At 30.4% G+C, this 20522-nt stretch carries 15 protein-coding genes and 2 pseudogenes; 10 read left to right on the forward strand and 7 right to left on the reverse strand.

Features of this window, described 5'->3' with window-relative positions:
• From PW5551_RS07935 to PW5551_RS07955, 5 genes are all read left to right on the forward strand, one after another.
• On the forward strand, nucleotides 1-301 hold a 301-nt coding region (locus PW5551_RS07935; RefSeq protein ID WP_146738344.1), incomplete at its 5' end, for a UDP-N-acetylglucosamine 2-epimerase.
• Between the two features lie 160 nt (nucleotides 302-461).
• Nucleotides 462-971 (forward strand): winged helix-turn-helix transcriptional regulator, encoded by a 510-nt coding sequence (locus PW5551_RS07940; protein WP_113075249.1) that lies wholly within the window; start codon nucleotides 462-464, stop codon nucleotides 969-971.
• Nucleotides 972-1082: 111 nt separating this feature from the next.
• Nucleotides 1083-2231 carry a glycosyltransferase family 4 protein gene (locus tag PW5551_RS07945; protein ID WP_113075250.1) on the forward strand — a complete coding sequence of 383 codons (1149 nt, stop codon included), beginning with the start codon at nucleotides 1083-1085 and terminating at the stop codon, nucleotides 2229-2231.
• Entirely contained in the window at nucleotides 2228-3325 is a 1098-nt protein-coding gene (gene wecB, locus PW5551_RS07950; RefSeq protein ID WP_113075251.1) for a non-hydrolyzing UDP-N-acetylglucosamine 2-epimerase, read from the forward strand. The genes PW5551_RS07945 and wecB overlap by 4 nt, the downstream gene beginning before the upstream one ends.
• Nucleotides 3326-3436: 111 nt before the next feature.
• A complete protein-coding gene (locus PW5551_RS07955) occupies nucleotides 3437-4894 on the forward strand; it encodes a lipopolysaccharide biosynthesis protein (protein ID WP_113075252.1) in 1458 nt (485 codons plus the stop codon).
• A 152-nt stretch (nucleotides 4895-5046) separates the two neighbouring features.
• Here the strand turns inward: PW5551_RS07955 and PW5551_RS07960 are convergent, their stop codons facing one another.
• A complete protein-coding gene (locus tag PW5551_RS07960; protein WP_113075253.1) occupies nucleotides 5047-5448 on the reverse strand; it encodes a hypothetical protein in 402 nt (133 codons plus the stop codon).
• A gap of 569 nt (nucleotides 5449-6017) precedes the next feature.
• Complete coding sequence (locus tag PW5551_RS07965; protein ID WP_113075254.1) at nucleotides 6018-7124, reverse strand: hypothetical protein; 1107 nt, start codon at nucleotides 7122-7124, stop codon at nucleotides 6018-6020.
• Nucleotides 7125-7615: 491 nt separating this feature from the next.
• Between PW5551_RS07965 and PW5551_RS07970 the strand changes: the two genes are divergently transcribed.
• Nucleotides 7616-9127, forward strand: a complete 1512-nt coding sequence (locus PW5551_RS07970) for a M3 family metallopeptidase (protein WP_113075255.1) — start codon at nucleotides 7616-7618, stop codon at nucleotides 9125-9127.
• A 111-nt stretch (nucleotides 9128-9238) separates the two neighbouring features.
• A complete protein-coding gene (locus tag PW5551_RS07975) occupies nucleotides 9239-10594 on the forward strand; it encodes a transglutaminase-like domain-containing protein (protein ID WP_113075256.1) in 1356 nt (451 codons plus the stop codon).
• A 1-nt stretch (nucleotide 10595) separates the two neighbouring features.
• Here PW5551_RS07975 and PW5551_RS07980 read toward each other — a convergent pair whose 3' ends face one another.
• Nucleotides 10596-11663, reverse strand: coding sequence for a mandelate racemase/muconate lactonizing enzyme family protein (locus tag PW5551_RS07980; RefSeq protein WP_113075257.1), 1068 nt, complete (start codon nucleotides 11661-11663; stop codon nucleotides 10596-10598).
• A gap of 426 nt (nucleotides 11664-12089) precedes the next feature.
• Nucleotides 12090-14012 carry a 5'-nucleotidase C-terminal domain-containing protein gene (locus tag PW5551_RS07985; protein ID WP_113075258.1) on the reverse strand — a complete coding sequence of 641 codons (1923 nt, stop codon included), beginning with the start codon at nucleotides 14010-14012 and terminating at the stop codon, nucleotides 12090-12092.
• A gap of 963 nt (nucleotides 14013-14975) precedes the next feature.
• Here PW5551_RS07985 and PW5551_RS07995 point away from each other — a divergent pair.
• Nucleotides 14976-16604 carry a DEAD/DEAH box helicase gene (locus PW5551_RS07995; protein WP_113075259.1) on the forward strand — a complete coding sequence of 543 codons (1629 nt, stop codon included), beginning with the start codon at nucleotides 14976-14978 and terminating at the stop codon, nucleotides 16602-16604.
• 3 nt (nucleotides 16605-16607) lie between these two features.
• On the opposite strand, the gene PW5551_RS08000 is transcribed toward PW5551_RS07995, so the two are convergent.
• From PW5551_RS08000 to PW5551_RS08010, 3 genes are read right to left on the reverse strand one after another with little or no spacing between them, the layout of a single operon-like run.
• Nucleotides 16608-17738, reverse strand: coding sequence for an NADP-dependent malic enzyme (locus tag PW5551_RS08000; RefSeq protein WP_113075260.1), 1131 nt, complete (start codon nucleotides 17736-17738; stop codon nucleotides 16608-16610).
• Nucleotides 17739-17757: 19 nt separating this feature from the next.
• The gene (locus PW5551_RS08005; protein ID WP_233488491.1) at nucleotides 17758-18264 is read right to left on the reverse strand and encodes a FumA C-terminus/TtdB family hydratase beta subunit; all 507 of its coding nucleotides are present in this window, start codon (nucleotides 18262-18264) and stop codon (nucleotides 17758-17760) included.
• Nucleotides 18251-19072: a fumarate hydratase gene (locus tag PW5551_RS08010; RefSeq protein ID WP_113075261.1), complete on the reverse strand. Its 822-nt coding sequence runs from the start codon at nucleotides 19070-19072 to the stop codon at nucleotides 18251-18253. Before PW5551_RS08010 ends, PW5551_RS08005 begins: the two co-directional genes overlap by 14 nt.
• A 322-nt stretch (nucleotides 19073-19394) precedes the next feature.
• Between PW5551_RS08010 and PW5551_RS08015 the strand changes: the two are divergent.
• Together PW5551_RS08015 and PW5551_RS10565 are read left to right on the forward strand one after the other, a co-directional pair.
• Nucleotides 19395-20284 (forward strand): annotated as a pseudogene (locus PW5551_RS08015) (IS3 family transposase); the annotation flags it as partial.
• A gap of 1 nt (nucleotide 20285) precedes the next feature.
• Nucleotides 20286-20522: pseudogene (locus PW5551_RS10565) on the forward strand (integrase core domain-containing protein); the annotation flags it as partial.

The raw sequence follows: 20522 nt of genomic DNA on the forward strand, positions 1-20522 counted from the left end.
GATAGAACCTCTTGACTATTTAAGTATGATGGGGCTAGTTCAAAAAAGCCTTCTTGTTATAACAGACAGTGGAGGATTACAAAAAGAAGCGTACTTTGCAGGAAAAAGAGCGATAGTTGTTATGCCAGATACAGGTTGGAGAGAATTAACAGATGCAGGGTGGAATATACTAAGTAAAGGCGATGAAATCAAAGATAAGATGGACTGTATAATCAAAAACGAAATAGATTCAAAAACAGAAAATATATACGGTGATGGAAAGGCAGGGGAAAAGATTGCTGGGTTGATAAAGGCGTATTAAGCAGTATAGACATATTCAAGATGAAAGAATCTTTCAAAACCTTTTATTGAAAATACATGATTTTAGTAAAAAAAAGTTTATAAGTGTCAAAAAATATATTTATGTGATAAAATATATTCAACCGTTCAAAAATTGAACATGCAAAAAGGTGTTGAAAAAGATGCAAGATAACGAAGTACTTATTTTAGAAGAATTAGAAAAAAACTCTGATATAACTCAAAGAGACCTTTCAGAAAAAACAGGGCTATCTTTAGGAATGGTGAACTTACTTCTAAAAAAGTTTATCAAAAAAGGTTTTGTCAAATTAGAAAGGTTGAACAGTAAGAGCTTTAGATACATATTAACCCCTGAAGGGTTCAAAGAAAAAAGCAAAAAAACGATAGAGTACATGAAAATATATTACCAAAAAACATTGATTATCAAAGAAAACATAGAAAGAATAATACGAGTTTATGGAAGGAATAGAACTTATATTCTATTTGGAAAAGACAGAGAAATGAAAGAAATAATCGAAAGTATATTAAAAGAGTTAAACGTTGATTATATAACTGAAAACGATATAAACAAGATAGATAAATCTAAAATAATCCTCTATTGGGATATAGACAATGAAGAAAAACTGAAAGATTTTAATAGCAAGTTTTTGTTGGGGGAGATAGAAGAGACATGAACACAGAAGATGTAAAAAATTATGTGGAAAATTAAAATGTTAAATACTCTATTAGGATTTTATATTCTTCTTGAAAAAAGGAGAGAATAATTTTAAAAAAAGGGGAGAATAATGAGATTATTTGTAATAAGTCCAGGATATCCAAGCGAAAACAATTTATATAATAGTAATTTTGTTCAAAAAAGATTGGAATTATATAAAAATTATAATAAAAATTGGCAAATTGAGGTGCTAATTTATAATAAAAGGGCAATAAAAAATAATTACTACTATTTTAATAATATAAAAGTTCATAATTGTAATTTAAATGGTATTCTTGAAAACTATTATTCCATGAAACCTGATTTAATATTAATTCATTTTTTCCACCGAGATCTATTTGAAAATTTCATAAAAAAAATTAATGAACCAATTTTGATTTGGGTACATGGGGCAGAAGCATTATCATGGAAAAGAAGACTTTTTAATTTTTCTGTTAGCCCCATAAAGTTTATAAAATATGTTATAAGTAATTCTCTACAATTAAGAAAATTTTCTTCACTTATAGATTATTCAAAAAAAACAGGGAGAATAAAATTTATTTTTGTTTCAAAATGGATGAAAGATGTTTGTTTTAAGGATACTAAAAATTCTACAGATAATTTTGAAATAATTCCAAATGTTGTTGATACAGACTTCTTTGATTATGTACCAAAAGATTTTTTGCAAAGAAGAAATATTTTATTAATTAGAAATTTTGATAGTAAGAAATATGCAACTGACATTGCAATAAAAGCTATTTTGTATTTAAGTAAAAACTATAAAGGTTTCAAAGGTTTAAATTTTACTATTATAGGAAAAGGAAAATTATGGCACAAATTAACCAAAAGGATAAAAAATTTTAGTAACGTTAGATTGATTAATAAATTTCTTACACACGAAGAAATTAAAAAATACCATAGTGAAAATGGAGTATTTTTATGTCCCACAAGGCAGGATTCACAAGGTGTATCAATGTGCGAAGCAATGTCAAGCGGATTAGTTCCAATTTCTTCTAATAATACAGCAATACTCGAATTCTTAAATAGAGAAGCAGGTTACCTAACCAATAATTTTATAGAAATAGCCAAAGCAATTGAGGAATTAAATGATAATCCTAAATTATTTTCTGAAAAGAGCATAAAAGTTGCTAATTTAATAAGAAATTTAGCAAGTTTTGAAAAAACAATAAAAAAAGAAATAGATCTTATTAATAGCATATATCAGGAGAATAAAAAATGAATCCAGTGATGATATTTGGAACAAGACCAGAAGCGATAAAAATGGCACCATTATACATAAAAATGAAAGAAAAAGGAATAGAAGCAAAGATAATAGCTACCGCTCAACATAGAGAAATGCTTGATCAAGTATTAGAATTATTTGAAATAACTCCTGACTATGACTTAAACATAATGACAAAAAACCAAACATTACCTCAACTAACATCTAAACTAATAACAGAAATAGATAAAATACTAAAAAAAGAAAAATTTGATTATGTATTAGTTCAAGGAGATACCACATCAACTTTTGTAGGAAGTTTAGCTGCCTTTTACAACAAAATCCCCGTAGGGCATGTAGAAGCAGGATTACGAACAAACAACATTTACAATCCTTTTCCAGAAGAAATGAACAGGAGGCTAACAGGAACAATAGCTCAACATCATTTTGCTTCAACACAAAAAGCAAAAGAAAATCTTTTAAAAGAAAATATTGAAGAAAAAAACATAATAGTAACGGGAAACACTGTAATAGATGCTCTACTTTGGGTAAAACAAAACAAACAAAAAGATATAGAAGAAATAAAAGAAAAATATAATATAAAAGATAAAAAATATATACTTGTTACCATGCATAGAAGAGAAAACTGGGGAGAACCAATAGAAAACGTAATGAGAGCGATAAAAAGTTACTTACATGAAAATAAAGAAATGTATATAGTTTTCCCTGTTCATTTAAACCCTGTAGTAAGAGAAAGTGTATATAAAATATTAGGAAACGAAGAAAAAGCGATATTAATTGACCCTGTAGAATACTTAGAATTCATAGCTTTAATGGATTCAAGCCATTACATAATGACAGACTCAGGAGGGATACAAGAAGAAGCACCAACATTAGGAAAACCAACGTTAGTTTTAAGAAAAACAACTGAAAGACCTGAAGCAATAGAAGCAGGAACAGCTAAATTAATTGGAACGGAAGAAGAAACTGTATATCAAGCGATGAAAGAACTTGAAACAGAGCAATACGAAAAAATGAGTAAAGCAAGCAACCCTTTTGGAGATGGAAAAGCATCAGAGAGAATTATTGAATTTTTTAAAGAAATGAATTAAAATTTGTAATTGCTTACATAATTGAGTAAAAGTTTTTAACTAGAAGGAAAGATAGAATTGGAAAAAGTTTAATACCTTTATCTTTGGATAATACATTATCTGGAGGATCAAATGACTAAAGAAAGAAATCTCATAAAATCTTTTTTTCAATTTTCAATAGGGCAATGGGTAGCTGCCCTCATTTCTTTTATAACAACTCCTATAACAACTTGGCTTATAATCCCAGAAGAGTTTGGTAAAGCTTCAATGTTTACTTTAGCTTTTAATTTACTTTTAAATATTGCTCTTTTAGGGGCAGATCAAGGTTTTGTAAGAATGTTTTATGAAAAAGAGGAAGAAAAAAGAAGAAACTTACTCTGGGAAGCTTTGTTACCTAGCTTGTTCATAGGATTCGTAATTTTTATTTTTATCGGTGTATTTTGGGAAAATCTTTCCCTTATCCTATTTGGAGATTCCAATCATTTTCTTCCCATTTTGTTATTGGGATTAACCATATTAATAGGAACTGTTGAAAGATTCGCTAATTTAGCTGTTAGGATGAAGAAAAGAGGAATAGCATTTTCTACTCTAAGAGTAGTTAACGGAGTAACAAATGCAACTTTTACAATTTTATATGCGTTATTCTTTTCGAGGACTTTTTACGCAGTTATCGTAGGTTTGTTTTTTTCTCACATAATAACTTCAATACTTGCAATTTATTTTGAAAAAGAATTATGGTTTGGAAAGTTTAAAATTGAACTTAGTTCTATAAAAAGCATTGTAAGATACGGGATCCCTTTTGTGCCAACATTTTTAATAACTTGGCTTTTTCAGTCAATTGATAGACTTGCTCTTAGAAACTACACTGATTTTAATGAAATAGGACTTTATTCTGCTGCATTTAAAGTTGTTGCAGTTATGAACTTAATACAAATTGGATTTACTACTTTCTGGACACCAACGTCGTATGAAAATTATGAAAACAATCCTGTAAGTACAGGGATATTTGAAAAAACATCTTTGTTTATTTCTGCAGCGATGTTTACGTTTGGGTTGTTAATAGTTGTTTTTAAAGACGCAATCTTTCTACTCTTAGAAAGTTCATACAGACAGGCGGCTGGAATAAGTTCTTTCCTTATTTTAATGCCTATTATGTACACAGTTTCAGAAGTAACGGTAGTTGGAATTAATTTCAAAAAGAAAACATACTGGCATATGCTTATAGCAACAATAGCAGCAGGAGCTAATATATTCGGTAACCTTATGCTTGTTCCAATATATGGAGCTAAAGGAGCAGCTTTATCTACTGGAATATCTTATATAATATTTTTTAGTATGAGGACTATTATCTCAAAAAGATTGTATAAAGTTAATTATCACTTAGGTAAATTTTATTTTTCTACTGTAACCTTTATAGTTGTTGCATTTATTAATACCTTCGCAAACACTTTATTTCTTCAAGTATTATCTGCTGTGATAGGACTTATCTTGGTTTTGATCGTCTACCGAGAACAAGTTAGATATGTTTTTGATTTTGGAATTGAAGAGTTGAAAAGGTTAAAGAATAAAGCAGCTAACAAAACGAATTGAAACCAATTGGTACATATAATTTGCTGAAAGCAAATTAAATGTTACCACACCCTGTCTTCGCCTTCGGCGAATCCACCCCTCTCAAGAGGGGAATTAATGCACCTTCAAAAGCAACTACCCCGTCTGCAGCACAAAACGCTGCATCCACCCCTTCAAGGAAGGGGAATTAAACCGACTACCCTGTCTGCTACCACACCCCGGCTGCGACAAAGAACGTCGCATCCACCCCTCTCAAGAGGGGAATTAATCGTAGTCTTGATGCTGTTCTTAATTCTAGTGAGCTTATTAGTTCTTTTGGGTTTATGTTTGTTGAGATTATGAGGCTTTTTTTGGTTTCTGTTTGCTTCATCTGTTATTACTCTTATTTTATCGTTTATCCAGTTGAATTTTTTTGTTCCAAGGTCATCAATTAAAATTACTTGTGATTTTAATGCTGTTTTTAGTGATTCGTTTGCTTGATAAATTAAGAAAATATATAACTTTATGGAAGAAGAAGAAAGTTTGCTTGTTTTATCTTCTTCAAAGAAGTTGTTTAGGAGTTCAAAGATGTTCATGGTATCACCTCGTAGTTTTTTGTGTAAGATATTTTCTTTCTCTATAATTAATATCCGCAAAATATTTGTCTGTTTTATAAAATTTAGACAATTTTTGTGTGAAGTAAAACTAAGCTAAAAAAATTTTTGAAATAAAATATATTATATATATTATTATTTTATTATGTATTATATAATGTCCTATTTTTTCATACACTTTGTCTGAAAAATTCATACAGTTCGTCTGAAAATTTCATACACTTTGTCTGAATTATTAGGACAGGTGTCTTAATTTTTCATACACTTTTTTCTTGATTTTTTAAAATTCTTTGGTATTATGAAAAGAGCTTTGGGGTGGTTGGTTTAATTCCCCTTTTTGAAAGTGGATATTTGGAGTAAGAAGTATAGTCGTTATAGGAAGACTTGCTGTAAATAAAATAAAGTATTGGCGATTTGAAGGTGAAGAAGGGAAAAATGCTGTTGAAGCAGTATTGGGAATATATAAGTCATCGCATGAAGGAAAACTATAAAACAGAAAAAGCACCCAAAATGGGTGCTTATTTACAATATTTAATTCTTTTTAGTAGCTTTTAAACATATAAGTCAAGATGTTGTATTGTTCCGACTTCACCATATTCTTTCAAAAATATACCCGTATTTCTAATAACCCCAAGAATATTGCCTATAGATTTTTTTATTGAAAATTCAGAACTAATACTACCTAAATAAATTGCCCCAATGTCTTTATCTCTCAAAGATAATAATACATCTTCTCCTTCTGTGCTTTTCACCCACAACTTCAAATCATTGAAAATACTGTCATTTTCATCTATCCATCCATTTTCATCCTCATCGTATTTAGCTAATTCTTCAAATCCGTTGCCTGTTTGAGGTCCAAATAATTCCTTTCCATCATTGATCTTTCCGTCATGGTTTTTATCTAATGCCAAAAATCCACTACCCTTCCCAACAAAATTAATTAACTCGTTAATCCCATCCGCATTAAGATCAAATTCAAATTTTCTTTCTGTTAATTCAGCTGCAGTACCCTCAAAATTAACAACTAAAGGATCCACTGCATCCCCCATTCTAAGGCTAAAAAATTCTTTTTCTAACATACTTCTTTCCATCAAAAGAGAAATATCAATATTTATTTCTTTTCCATCAGAAGTTTTTACTATTCCTGTCGCAGAATATTCTACTTTTTCGTATTCTAACCTTTCAGTCAGAGAATCGTACTCAAGTCCCCAACCATATTCTGAAGCTTGAAGCTGATCTTTCTTGAAAAATTTATCTTTAATTTCAGATGCTTTAGTTTCTATACTTTCAATATCTTTTTTAAGCTTTTCCATATCTTTTATAAACGAGAAATTTATCTTTTTACCGGTCAATTTTTCAAGCATTTGTTGTAACAATTTAAGCTTTAACTTTTCTCTAACATCTTTATCTATCTTATCAAGATCTATTGTTTCAACATGTTCATCATCTACTTGCTTGTACATACTTTTCATATTTTCTATAAGAACTTTTATATCGTCTTTTAATTTTTGCCTAATTTTTTGCAGATCCGGTTTATTCTCGTTTCCTTGCTGCTGTGGCCTTTCCCCTCTCCAATACAGCAGCTTTTCCTCTTTTTTTTGTTTCGAGAAAAACAAACGATTCGCATTCATTTGTATATCATAGTTTTCTATTTTCAAAATTATCACCGCCCTGAACATACCCTAAATTTAATTGCTTATTTTTAAAAAATTCTCATCTCTAAATTGCTTACTATTACAATATCGTCTAAAAAAATATATAGATTAATCATTTTCTTAAAAAAGATTAACAATTTTTTTCATTACGATAACGTCTACTTATTATAAGTTGAATTATAAAAATTTTATCAAAATTAATTTTGTTTTGTGTTTTTTTGTGATATATTTTACGTGATATAAAAATTATATTAGAGACTTTAGAACTGATAATTTTCAGAAAATAAGCCTTTGAATTTAAAATGGTTAAACTACCCCCTCTGCGACATAAAACAGTCACATTCACCCCTTCGTAGAAGGGGAATAGCAGAGCCCTCCCCTTTCCCTCGGAACAAGTACCAAAAAAGTTAAAAAAATTAGATCTAAAACATACATATAATAAGATTTTGTAATTTCTAAAGTGAGTATAAAGTTTTACAAAGGAGATAAAAATTATGAATATTCAACCTATTAACAAATTGTTTCAAGACTTACAAAAACTACGGATTCAAGCAAGCAAATTAGGATGGACACAATACACCACAGGTTTTGATTTTGGTATCGATGAAGCTTACAAAAAAATTACAAACTTCTTAGAAGATGAGAACAATTTTAAGATAATTTGTGACTATAAAGAGAAAGAATTGGATCCATTTGATAAAAGAAGAGTAGAAATAGCTTATAATACTTTTGAACCCTATCATAAAAGTAAAGAAATAAATGAATTAAACTTGAAGATACGCAAAAAGACAACAGAACTTTCAAAAATTTTAAACACATTTAGATTTAAATATGATGGCAAAGAAATAACTTCTGTAGAAATAGATCAAATACTGGCAAACGAAGAAGATAGGAATATAAGAAGAAAAGTGTATTTTGTACGTAATCAAATAAATCACGTTTTAGTAGAAAATGGTTTTATAGAGCTAATCAATTTAAGAAAAGAATTGGCAAAAGCTAATGAATCAAAGGATTTTGTTGAATACATGCTTAAAAGAGAAGAATTAAACTCAAATATATTTGATAATTGGAAAAGTGAGTTAAACGATCATATCCAACTTTTAAATAATAAAAGAAGAGAATATGCTCAGCAATATTTAAAATCAGAAAGTTTAGAATCATGGGATGAGAGTTATGTAAAAGCTCAAATTTCACCATCATTGAGAGCTAAAGTAGATATGTCAGGATATTACATTATTCTGAGAAATTTCTTTTCTAACTTTGGATTTAATTTAGACAATTTCAACATAGTCTATGACATTTTCCCAAGAAAAGCGAAATCTGAATGGGGATATAACTTTACAATAGAAAAGGGAAAAGACTCTAGAATTCTTGCTAATGTAAAAAATCAATACAGTGAATACAGAACACTACTTCATGAAAGTGGACATGCTATTCACTCATTTTTACAAGATCCCAATGAAATAATATTGAATGCTGGGATAAGTGGAATAATAACTGAAGGTATAGCAAATCTATTTGGAAGTTTTATATTTGATAAGCTTTTCTATAAAAACTTTTTTGATAATAATGTTGAAGAAGAATTCAAAAATATTGAAGAATATGAAAAATTAAATTATATAAGATTCATAGGAAATATCTTTTTCGATCATGAATTATATAGGAATAACATTGAATCATTAGATGATATTTATAATCTCTACTTTAAAGTGTACTCAGAATTATTTGGAGATAAGCCTACTGCTGAAGAAATTCCGTTCGGATATAGAATTCACTATACCACTCATCCAATATACATGCATAACTATTTTATGGGAGACGTTACTGCTGAAATGTTGAAAAAAGTTTTTTGTCAAAGGCAAAACATAAAAAATGTTTCCGAAAAATCTAAGGAGTTTGGAGAATTTTTAATAAGTGAAATTATAAAACCTTCAGGTTTTTACAAATACGAAGACTTATTTAAAAGAATCAGTGGTAACAATTTTTCTATAAAATGGTATTTTTAGTCCTGTGTCTTTATTTTTAATAAACCATTTGCTATTATGTTCAATTTTACTATTCTTTTGATAGCAAGAATGAGACTACGTTAAAATTACATAAAAAGTGAGGTGAAATAAATGAACAAATTAGCTTTTTTAATTGCTGATATACCAGAAGATGTTAGAAATCTTATAACAACAGGCGATTTTGAAAAAGTCCGGAATTTGATAGATCTTTATTTGAAAAGAAACATATCTATCCTTTTAAAAGAAAGATTAAACTTTGAAAAATATAGGATGGAAATTCTTAAGAAAGAGTATATTTATGACCATGAAACCGCTTTAAAGTTAGCACAAAAAGAGATAAAAGATTTCACCAAAGAAGAATTAGAAACTTTGAAAAATGAAAAATACGCCGATTGGATCTATATCAACAAAAAAATAATGTTTCACAAAAGATTTTTAGAGAACATTATTAAAGTTCATCCAAATATTGGAAAAAGACTAATAACTCAAAGCCAAGAAGACAACAAGGTAGATGATTTACTTAATAAAACTATCGATGAAATAATTGAAAAAGGAGAAAAACAATATTTCTTCCATTTAAAAACCGGCCTCTCTTTAAAAAAAGATAAACTATATGAAAATCAAATCGTAAGAGTACACTTACCCATACCTCAAAACGCTCTTCAAATACAAAATATTAAGATACTTGAAACCTCATCTCAACCTAAATTTGTAGCCCCTGAATCTTATCCGCAAAGAACCATATTCTTTGAAGAAAATACAAAAGAATTGAGCACATACACTGTAGAATACTCATACGAAAACCATATAAAATATACAAATATCAATTATGATAACGTTTCATCCCAACAACCGAAATTCCATACCGAAGAATGGCCCCCACAGATCCTATTTACACCTTTTTTAGTTGATTTAGCAAAAGAAATAATTCAAAATGAAAAAAATCCAATAAAAAAAGCAAGAAAAATATATGATTATATTACAACCAACGTACAGTATTCTTATGTAAGGCCTTATATATCCATTTTAAATATTCCAGAATATGCTGCATACAATTTAAAAGGAGATTGTGGCGTTCAAGCCATACTTTTTATCACCCTTTGTCGAATTGTAGGTATCCCGTCTCGATGGCAATCAGGCCTTTTCGTAACTCCTTTCAGCATAAGTCCTCACGATTGGGCTCAGTTTTATATCGAACCCTACGGTTGGTTATTTGCAGATTTGTCATTTGGTGGTAGCGCTTATAGAAAGAATAACATCAAAAAGTGGAATTTCTATTTCGGAAATCTTGATCCATTTAGAATGGTTGCTAACTCGGAATTCCATTACCCACTTTTGCCAGAAAAGAAATTCTTAAGATCTGATCCTTACGATAATCAAATTGGCGAAGCTGAATATCTTGATAGAGCAATATACCAAGATGAATTTGAACCTATTATGCAAATCATAGAAGCTCATGAATTATGAATTATAAATCCACTTCGATGCCTAAGCCTGGTTTATCGAATAACTTGATAACATCTGTCTCTCTTTCGAACCCACCTTTTATAAAATCTGGTTCTTCGTAATATAAAAAGGAATCTAAATCAGCTGCAACAATATTTTTCTTAGCTGCTACTAAACTTGCTGCTGCTGTTAAAGCTATTTTTGTTTCTACCATACAACCAAGCATACAATTTATCCCAGCTGATTCAGCAACAGCATTTATTTTTTCTGCTTCATAAAGACCGCCGCTTTTCATTAATTTAATATTAATCATATCTGCAGCCTTCTTTTTTATAACTTTTAAAGCATCATGTGAATTATGCACTGTTTCATCGGGCATTATCTTAATATTTATTTTATTCCTTAAAAATGCCAAACCTTCCAAATCCCAATAAGCTAAAGGTTGTTCTATTACTTCGATATTACATTCTTCTATGGCTTCTGCAACCTTTATTGTATCGTTAACACTCCACCCTTGATTTGCATCTATTTTAAGTTCTATACCATTACCAACAGCTTCTCTTATTAATTGAATTGCTTCTATATCTTCTTTAGCATCTCTTCCTGTTTTTATTTTAAGAATTTTAAATCCTTGTTCAACTCTTTTTTGAGCTTCTTGCGCCATTTCTTTTGGAGTTCCTATTCCAACAGTGATATCTGTTTGAACTTTGTTGTCAAACCCACCCAATACTTTGTACAAAGGTGATTTCATAATCTTCCCCTTAATATCATATAGTGCAATATCTATTGCTGCTTTAGCAGCAGTATTTCCAATAATTGTTCCATCCATAATATTATGAATCTTTTCGATTGCTAAAGGATCTTCTTTCATCAATAATTCTTTAAACAACTCAAGCGTTATTAAAACTGAATCGATGGTTTCGCCAGTAACCGTTTTTGATGGAGTTGCTTCTCCATAGCCATAATATCCTTCGTCGGTTATTATTTTTACAATCACAGAATCACAGTATTGACTACTCCCTCGCGATATAACAAAGGGTTTTAACAATTTTATCCTAACTCTCTTAAAGGTTAAATCTACTATTTCCATATTTATCCCCCCAAAATTTAAGATTCTATCTTCTTTATATACTCACGAATTATATTTTTTGATATTTCAAACTTCTAATTTTCTTTTTCTGTATGTTCTAAGTCTTTCGCTTGTGCTGCTTTTTCTGGTAGCTAGTTTTTTAAGAAGTTTTTTGCTATTTCAATGTCTCCAAAGTTTCTTTTGAAAAAGACATCGCATGGATTTTTTGTTTCATTCATCAGTTTTCATCGCTTTCTTGGTTGTTTTGAGATTAACAAATGAAAATCTTCTTATTAGTTAAATTAAACAATAGAAACGAAAATTCTTCTTTGATTTATAAATCTAAAAAATTCTAAAAATAAGCATTTTCTCGATTTCGGTATTGACTTTTAAACTATACAAGCCGATCGCACCGCAAAAACAAAAGCCCCTGCGGGGCTTTCGTTTTTACATATTAATTTCTAGAAAAGTTTGTATATCTTCTACTCTCACAGGTTTATATTTGTTTATACTTATTTTTCCTTCATATGCCAGATTTTTAGCTAATTCGTGAAGTTCTTCATCCCATTCATTTCCTATTATTCTCCAGTTATTTTCAAATTCAGGAGTTAGAATGCCATTTTTAACTTCTATAATATATTTCTCAATTAATTTTCTCATGTCTCCTCCACTAATGGCAGAAAATTCTGGCATATCTTCCGTTCTTCCTAATAATTTTGGAAGTGTTTCTCCTTCTTTAAAAATTGGTCCGTAATTCAGTAGTTGCGTGTTTGCTCTGTAATTGTTGACTGCTAAAGTCAATATATCATCATCATTGATAAGTGTACCATCATTTTTCCTTAGATTAACGATTCTTTCTCCAACAGGTTTAGAGATATCAATTTCATAGAAAACACCTTTGAAGATATCGTAGTTGTAACCTGGAATTTTTTGATTAAAAGAGATAGTTAAATCTCCAGGGGTAAATTGATTATAAAAAGATACAGACCATTCCATGTATTTTTTGAGCTGAGCTCCAGTTACTTCAAGAACGTACAAAGTGTTATCGTACCTGTAAATTAAAGATATATCAGATCTTTTTATTGGACCTTCTTTTATATTGGCATCTTCTCTGAATGGCGCTGCACCAGATACATCAATCTTTTTACCTATGACTTGTTCACCATAATACATTTGCACAGAATTTATCAAATCTATCATAGCAGTTGGTTGAATCCATACCTGAGGAATTCCTTTAATTTCATCTTCAGGCACTAAATCTCCACCTTTTAATTCGCCTATTATCTCGTTAGCATAATCAAGAGCCTTATAATGAAAAGGTTGTAATTTTCTTTCCAATTCATTGTCAGGAGGTACAACACCTGTAGAAGTTTTGACATCAAAATTAGCAGAGCTTTTATCTGTTATAATAAACGTTTCTCCTTCTTTTTTAAGTGTTAGAACCACTTGGGACAACGTTCTTCCCCAATTTCCAGGTTCTACAATCAAAGTACCGTTTAATTTAACCTCTTGAGTAATATTATTTTCCTCTTCATCGAATATTTCCCCATCAATTGCTTGATATAATTTACCATTGTAATAATAAGTTTCGGAAATTTTCTGATGTGCATGTCCTAATATTACAACATCCAAATCAGGGCAAGCCTTTAATATATCAACTGCCCCAGAACCGTAAGTTCCGTATTCTTGTTCGTATCCCAAATGAAATGCACCTACAATAACATCCACCTTCCCTTTTAATTGAGCAACTGCTATTCTTACTTCATCAACAGGATCTACAACAATATAATCTTTTAAATTAGCTGCATCCCATCTTGTAATATTTGGTGTGACCATTCCTATTATTCCAACTTTTATTCCATCATCGGTTGTTACTATTTTATAAGGAGCCGCTAATCTTGTTCCATCAGGATTATATACGTTACCGCACAAAACTGCGTCATAGCTTTTATCACTTGGAATAAACTGCTTCATAATCTTTTTTAGTGTGGGTACTCCATAATTAAATTCATGATTTCCAAGAACCCAAACATCATACTTCATCTCGTTCATTGCAAAAATCATTGGATGAAGGGCATCTTCAATAAAGATATTTGATAAATTTTCTTGAATCGTGTCACCATTGTCTATTAAAACGGTATTGTTAGGATATTTGCTCCTTAGTTCTTTAACGATAGTTGCTACTTGAGCTAAACTTCCACTGTCGTTAACCTGATTTAAAGCATAATCATATGGTAGAAAACGACCATGCAAATCAGAAGTGGCTAAAATTTGTAATTCTATGTAATCATCAACTGCAAAAGCTACAGAAAAAATGCTCAGACAAAAAACAATTAAAAATAAAATACTTTTTTTGACCTTACTCCTCATAAAATCACCCCTTTAAGAATAATTTTTTCGAATACGGTACCTATCCGCTTCATTTTTAAAGTCCCTTTTAAAGTATAAAATAAAATTAATAAAAAATATAAAAGTTTTATTAAAAAATATTATAAAAAATATTTTGTAGAATGTCAAATATGCGCATTAGATCATATTAAATGTCCGTGAAAACAATTGGTTAGATCATAATTAGATGTCTTTGAAATGATATCATATCCTTGACTCTTTTTAAAGGGGGCAAGGAAAATTGGAGGCATTTGATATGGAACTAACCGGTCTTATACTTTTATTTCAAAATTTCTTTTAGTTCGTCTATGGTTTTGGTTTTGAAAGTAAAATTCCCCTTCCTTGAAGGGGTGGATGCAGCGTTTTATGCTGCAGACAGGGTGGTCATTCTTTAATTTGCTTTTAGCAAATTGAAAATCCAATTCAAAAGCAACTACCCCGTCTGTGACAATAACCGTCACAGCCACCCCTTCAAAAAGGGGAATTAAAACCGTAATCACCCCTTATGGAGATTGGAGAAAAATGAAAGAAATGGTAAAATAAAAATGTAGGAAAAGTTGCAAATAAAGATGTACAAAAATGTACATAAAATTTGAATTCTATGTATTTATCTACAAGTTAGGATACTCTAGATACTGTTACTGTGAATACAGGAAAGAAAAGAACAACAAGATGTATTTGAATGTTTAATATCGGCATTTAAGCAAACGGGAGGTGTTCCAAAAGAGATATTTGGTACTCCAATGTTAGCTCAGCTATTTTAGATAGACTTTTGCATCATTTGCATGTAATTTCAATAAAAGGCGAAGATTGTTTGGATTAGTTTCGAGCATGCAATTTTCATTGTTAATATGCTTTAAAAGTATTAGAGATAAAATTTACAAATATTATGTTATAATAGCAAAGTATTTAAATGGCCCTAAAACTAAAAAAGGAGTATATAGTATGACAAAATTTCACACTATGGGCCTTTCTGATAACACATTAACAGCGATTTCCAAAAAAGGTTATGATGAACCAACTCCAATTCAAGAAAGAGTTATTCCTCGCCTTTTGTCTGGAGAGAATAATGTAATCGGTCAGGCTCAAACTGGTACAGGAAAGACAGCGGCTTTTGGTATTCCGCTGATAGAAAAGTTAGAAGAGAAAGAAAAGTATGTTCAAGCATTAGTTTTAACCCCAACAAGGGAACTAGCAGTGCAAGTTTGTGAAGAAATTGATTCACTAAAAGGGAGAAAAAAGTTAAACCTTTTATCGGTATATGGTGGAGTATCAATAGGAAACCAAATTCGAGCCCTTAAAAGAAAGATTGATATCGTCGTAGGTACGCCGGGTAGGATTATAGACCACCTTAATAGAGGTACCTTAGATATTAGTAAAATAAAGTATTTGGTTATTGATGAAGCAGATGAGATGCTGGATATGGGATTTATTGAGGATGTTGAAACCATAATCTCCCAAACCAACAAGGAGAAACAGATCCTTATGTTTTCTGCAACAATGCCTGCACGTGTAGTTTCTTTAGCTAGAAAACACATGGGAAAGTTCGAGATTATTTCTACTGTAGAAGAGAACAAGAAAAATCTAACAGTGGAGAGTGCAAAACAGATCTATTATGTAGTTTCTGAGTCAGACAAAACAGAGCTTTTGAGTAGAGTAATAGATATGGATGATGATTTTTATGGTCTTGTTTTTACAAGAACAAAAGTGCAATCTGAAGAGGTCGCAAACGAGTTAATAAAAAGAGGTTACGAAGCAGAAGCATTAAACGGAGATGTTTCACAATACCAACGAGAAAGAATTTTAAGCAAGTTTAAAAATAGACATGTTAAAATTCTTATCGCTACGGATGTTGCTGCAAGAGGTATAGATATCGACAATTTGAAATACGTTATAAACTACTCTTTACCTCAAAACCCTGAGAACTATGTTCACAGAATAGGGAGAACAGCTAGAGCTGGTAATGAAGGAGTTGCTATTACTTTTGTTACTCCGAGTGAAAAAAGAAAATTTTTCTTTATTAAAAACGCTTCAAATGCTAGCATAAAAGAACATAAGATCCCAAATACCAAAGAAATAATAAACGTTAAAGTCGAAAAGATAAAAGAAGAGATAAAATCTTCTATTTCAAAAGATACCGAGCCTATCTATGAAATCTTAGCTGAAAAAATCCTAGAAGAAACAGACAAAGATCCCGTAGATATTATTTCATCCATTCTCAAACACTTTTACAGTGGGGCTTTAGAAAAGAAAAATTATAAACCTATATCTCAGATTAAAAATTCGGGAAATAGGCAAGATAAAAGACTTTTTGTCGCTCTTGGTAGAAATAACAAAATGAGCCCAAAGAAATTAGCTGAATACATAGAGAAAGAAACAGGTATCCACAAAACAAATATGAAAGATATACGTGTTCTTGATAATTTTTCTTTTATTACTGTACCTTATGAAAAAGGTGAAGCTATCTTAGAAACTTTCAAAAGAAAAGCATCCAGCAGAAAACCTTTGGTTGTGCTGGCAAAAACTACAAAAGATGAAAAAAGAAAAAATAATATGAATTATGTAAAAAACTGATTATTAAGAAGCGTTTTTAACAGCTTCATAAACATTTAAGTGTAATCTTTTATCATAAGCTTCGGGTAGTATTCGTTCTGGTGTTGGAACACACGAATTTGAAATGGCGAGAATTGCTGAATTAAGCATGTTTTTAGTTATCTTAGTTCTTTTTTCTACAGCACCTTTCATTATTCCAGGAAAGGCTATTAAATTGTTAATTTGGTTTGGATAGTCTGACCTTCCGGTCGCAACGATACTTGCTCCGAAGCTTTTTGCTAATTCTGGAAGTACTTCAGGTAAAGGATTAGCAAGAGCAAATATTATAGGACCTTCATTCATCTTCTTTATCATTTCTTCGTGTAATATATTCCCCTGTGAAACACCAATAAAAGCATCCGCACCAATTAGTGCATCTGACAAACTCCCTGTTATATTTTCAGGATTTGTAATTTCAGCTAATTCTTTATGATATTCATGCAAACAGCTTTCTGGATAATTTTTATTCAACACTCCATTTTTATCAACCAAAACCAGATTCTTTATACCAAAATCCATTAAAAACTTTGCTATGTTGTACCCTGCAGCTCCTATACCGTTTATTACCACTTTAATTTCTTTGGCTTCTTTTCCGGTAATTTTAATAGCATTTAAAAAACCGGCAGTTACAACAACAGCAGTTCCTTGTTGATCATCATGAAAAACTGGAATATTCATTATTTCATTTAACTTTTGAGAAATTCTAAAACATCTTGGTGCCGATATATCTTCTAGGTTTATTCCTCCAAATGTAGGTTCTAAATTTTTTACAAGTGAAATAATTTCATCTTCATCCTGGGTATCTATACATATTGGAAAAGCATCAAGTCCTCCAAAGAGGTTAAATAATAAAGCCTTGCCTTCCATCACTGGAAGAGCTCCATATGGTCCTATATTTCCAAGTCCCAAAACAGCGCTTCCATCTGAAACAATCGCTATTGTATTCCATCTTCTTGTGTATAGGTAGGTATTCTCTGTATTTTCAGAACAAAGTTTTGCAACTTCAGCAACTCCAGGAGTGTACAGGAGAGAAAGTGAACGTTTATCTATATTATCTACGTTAGAAATTGTTCTCATTTTCCCTTTTAATAACTCGTGTAACTCTTTAGAATCCATAATTTATTCTCACCCCTGTTTAAAAAATTTGATTCCCCTTAGAATCTATCCCTACCATCAAGGGAAAATTCTTAACTTGTATTTTATGAATAGCTTCTGTACCAAGATCTGAAAAAGCTATTATTTTGATATCTTCAACAGTTTTGGAAAGGTAAGCTGCAGCACCACTGGGGGTTATAAAATAAACCCTTTTATAATTTTTACAAAATTCCACAGCTGAATTACTTCTTTTTCCCTTTCCTACAGTTGCAATAACTCCTAAATTAAAAAGCATTTCAAGATATTTATCCATTCTTTCACTTGTTGTTGGACCTATAGCTCCAATTTCAGAATTTTTTGGGGGCTTTGCAGGTCCCGCATAAAATATGATTTTGTTATTTAGGTTTACTGGAATTTCTTCTTTTTTTGATAATAATTCTGATATCCTTTTTTGAGCAGCATCCCTCATAACTATAATTTCTCCAGAAAAGGTTAAAATTTCTCCAGCATTTAATTTTTCTATATCAATTCTATCAGTTATCTTCAAATTTTATCACACCATTTCTACAAAGATAGCAATCTATCGAAATTCCTACAGGAAGTGTTGCAATGTGAGTTGGAAAATCTTCTATGTGTACAGAATAAACAGAAATTCCGCTTTTTAATCCTTGAAATCCTAATTCAAGTTCATTTAACTCCTTTAGCAGTTCTTCTTCTAAATTAGCATAAGAAAAAGTTTTGTTCCTGTCATTGAAATCTTTAGTCAAAGCTAATTTCGATAACACTATCGCTTTATCAGCACTTCCTCCTATTCCGATCCCGATATGTAAAGGTGGACAACCCCTTGCTCCGTTTTCTTTAACATGTGCTATTACAACTTTTTTTAACTCTTCAACTGTTGATGAAGGTTTCATCATAAATAACCTTGTGAGATTTTCACTTCCTCCACCTTTAATCAAAAATCTAATTTCTAAATCTTTTCCCTCTTTAGGAAACAAATGAACTACAGAAGGAGTATTTGTTTCAGTGTTTTTTCTTTCAAATAGAGGATCTTCAACTACTGAGTATCTGAAAGGCATTTCGGTGTAAATAGTTCCCACCGCCTTATTTAAAGATGCATCTATTGGTTCTTCTAATAAGGTTTTATTTCCTAAAAAAACAAAAAATTCTACCATGCCTGTATCTTGACAAAGTGGAAGCTTTTCTTTTTGAACAATTTTATAATTCTCTTTGAGGGCTTTTGAAAATGGGCCATTATATTCATCTATAAATGGTTTGACTTCTTCGTTTATAATACAGTTTTTCTGTTTTAATAATGAAGCTACCTTTTTGATAATTACTTCTTTTGATATCATTGTAATATTTCTCCCTTTCTCTTTGTATTTATCTGAAATCTATTAAATAATCTGTTCGATATTAGAAACATATTTATTTAAATCAATTTTTACTATAAATTTCTTCTTGCTACCTTCTATTATATAATGTAATTCTCTTTTTTCATCATTTATCTGACATATCTTAAAATTTTGAATTTTATTAATCTACCCCATTCATCGAACCATCCATAACCATTGCTGCTTCACCTCTACTAAATAAACCCTATGTGGTGTTAGTATATTATAGTGGACAAAGAAAAAAGGGATATAATAGAATAAAATAAAAAGGAGTGAGTCCACTATGGGTAATAAAGGAACTAGGTATTCAAGCGAGTTCAAAGAACAAATAGTTGAGCTTCGCAAAATGGGAAAAAGTGTTAAAGAGTTATGCGACGAATATGGCTTAGGGAAAAACACTGTTAGAGAATGGATAAAAGAAAAGGAACCCGTATTAAACTATGAAGGTAAAGAAATAAGCAAAAAAGAGTACTTTGAAATGAAAAAGAAAGTTAGAGAATTAGAGTTGGAGAATGAGATATTAAAAAAAGCTACAGCCATATTCGCGAAAAAAGTGTAATAGAGATAGTCAAATTCATCGATAAATTCAAAAAGCAATATACAGTTGCTCGTATATGTAGAGTGTTGAAATTTCCAAGGAGCACATATTACAAAGTAATAAACCATCAAAAGAGTAACAGAGAAAAATTCAATGAAATACTTGATGAAACCATATTAAACATATACAAGGATAGTAAAAAACGATATGGTGCAACTAAAATACATAAAGCTCTTGATAAACAAGGTATAAAAGTCAGTTTGAAAAAGGTTCAAAGACGAATGAGACATTTAGGAATTTATGCCATAGTCAATAAAAAGTATAGACCATTTAAATCAAATAAATGTATTGAGCAGCTACCTAATTTGATAAAACAAGATTTCTCAACTAAGTCGATAAACGAAAAATGGTGTGGCGACATTACCTACATATACGTATCAAAAGAGAAATGGACATATTTAGCAAGTGTAATGGATTTATATTCAAGAAAAATAATAGGTTATGCTTATGGAAAAACAATGGACACTTCACTGGTAATAAAAGCAATGGAAAATGCTTATTTAAACGTAAAAGAAACCAAAGGTATAATATTTCATTCTGATTTAGGTTCACAATACACAAGCAAAGAATTCAACNATTTGTTGGAAGTCAAAGGAATAATACACTCATATAGCAACAAAGCTAATCCTTATGACAACGCTTGTATAGAATCTTTTCACTCAATTCTTAAAAAAGAAGAAGTTTACATCAAAAAATACAAAGACTTTAATGAAGCTAAGATTTCTTTGTTTGAATACATTGAATCTTTCTACAACAGAAAAAGAATTCATAGTAGCTTGAATTATTTAACTCCTCAAGAAGTAGAAGATTTAT

Origin of the sequence: Petrotoga sp. 9PW.55.5.1 (assembly GCF_003265365.1) — a bacterium.
Lineage (GTDB): Bacteria > Thermotogota > Thermotogae > Petrotogales > Petrotogaceae > Petrotoga.

Coding starts and splice junctions, on each gene's coding strand:
- PW5551_RS07960 (WP_113075253.1), bottom strand. CDS start 5,448: ATGAACATCTTTGAACTCCTAAACAACTTCTTTGAAGAAGATAAAACA.
- PW5551_RS07985 (WP_113075258.1), bottom strand. CDS start 14,012: ATGAGGAGTAAGGTCAAAAAAAGTATTTTATTTTTAATTGTTTTTTGT.
- wecB (WP_113075251.1), top strand. CDS start 2,228: ATGAATCCAGTGATGATATTTGGAACAAGACCAGAAGCGATAAAAATG.
- PW5551_RS07980 (WP_113075257.1), bottom strand. CDS start 11,663: ATGGAAATAGTAGATTTAACCTTTAAGAGAGTTAGGATAAAATTGTTA.
- PW5551_RS07970 (WP_113075255.1), top strand. CDS start 7,616: ATGAATATTCAACCTATTAACAAATTGTTTCAAGACTTACAAAAACTA.
- PW5551_RS07945 (WP_113075250.1), top strand. CDS start 1,083: ATGAGATTATTTGTAATAAGTCCAGGATATCCAAGCGAAAACAATTTA.
- PW5551_RS07975 (WP_113075256.1), top strand. CDS start 9,239: ATGAACAAATTAGCTTTTTTAATTGCTGATATACCAGAAGATGTTAGA.
- PW5551_RS08010 (WP_113075261.1), bottom strand. CDS start 19,072: ATGATATCAAAAGAAGTAATTATCAAAAAGGTAGCTTCATTATTAAAA.
- PW5551_RS07940 (WP_113075249.1), top strand. CDS start 462: ATGCAAGATAACGAAGTACTTATTTTAGAAGAATTAGAAAAAAACTCT.
- PW5551_RS08000 (WP_113075260.1), bottom strand. CDS start 17,738: ATGGATTCTAAAGAGTTACACGAGTTATTAAAAGGGAAAATGAGAACA.
- PW5551_RS07995 (WP_113075259.1), top strand. CDS start 14,976: ATGACAAAATTTCACACTATGGGCCTTTCTGATAACACATTAACAGCG.
- PW5551_RS07955 (WP_113075252.1), top strand. CDS start 3,437: ATGACTAAAGAAAGAAATCTCATAAAATCTTTTTTTCAATTTTCAATA.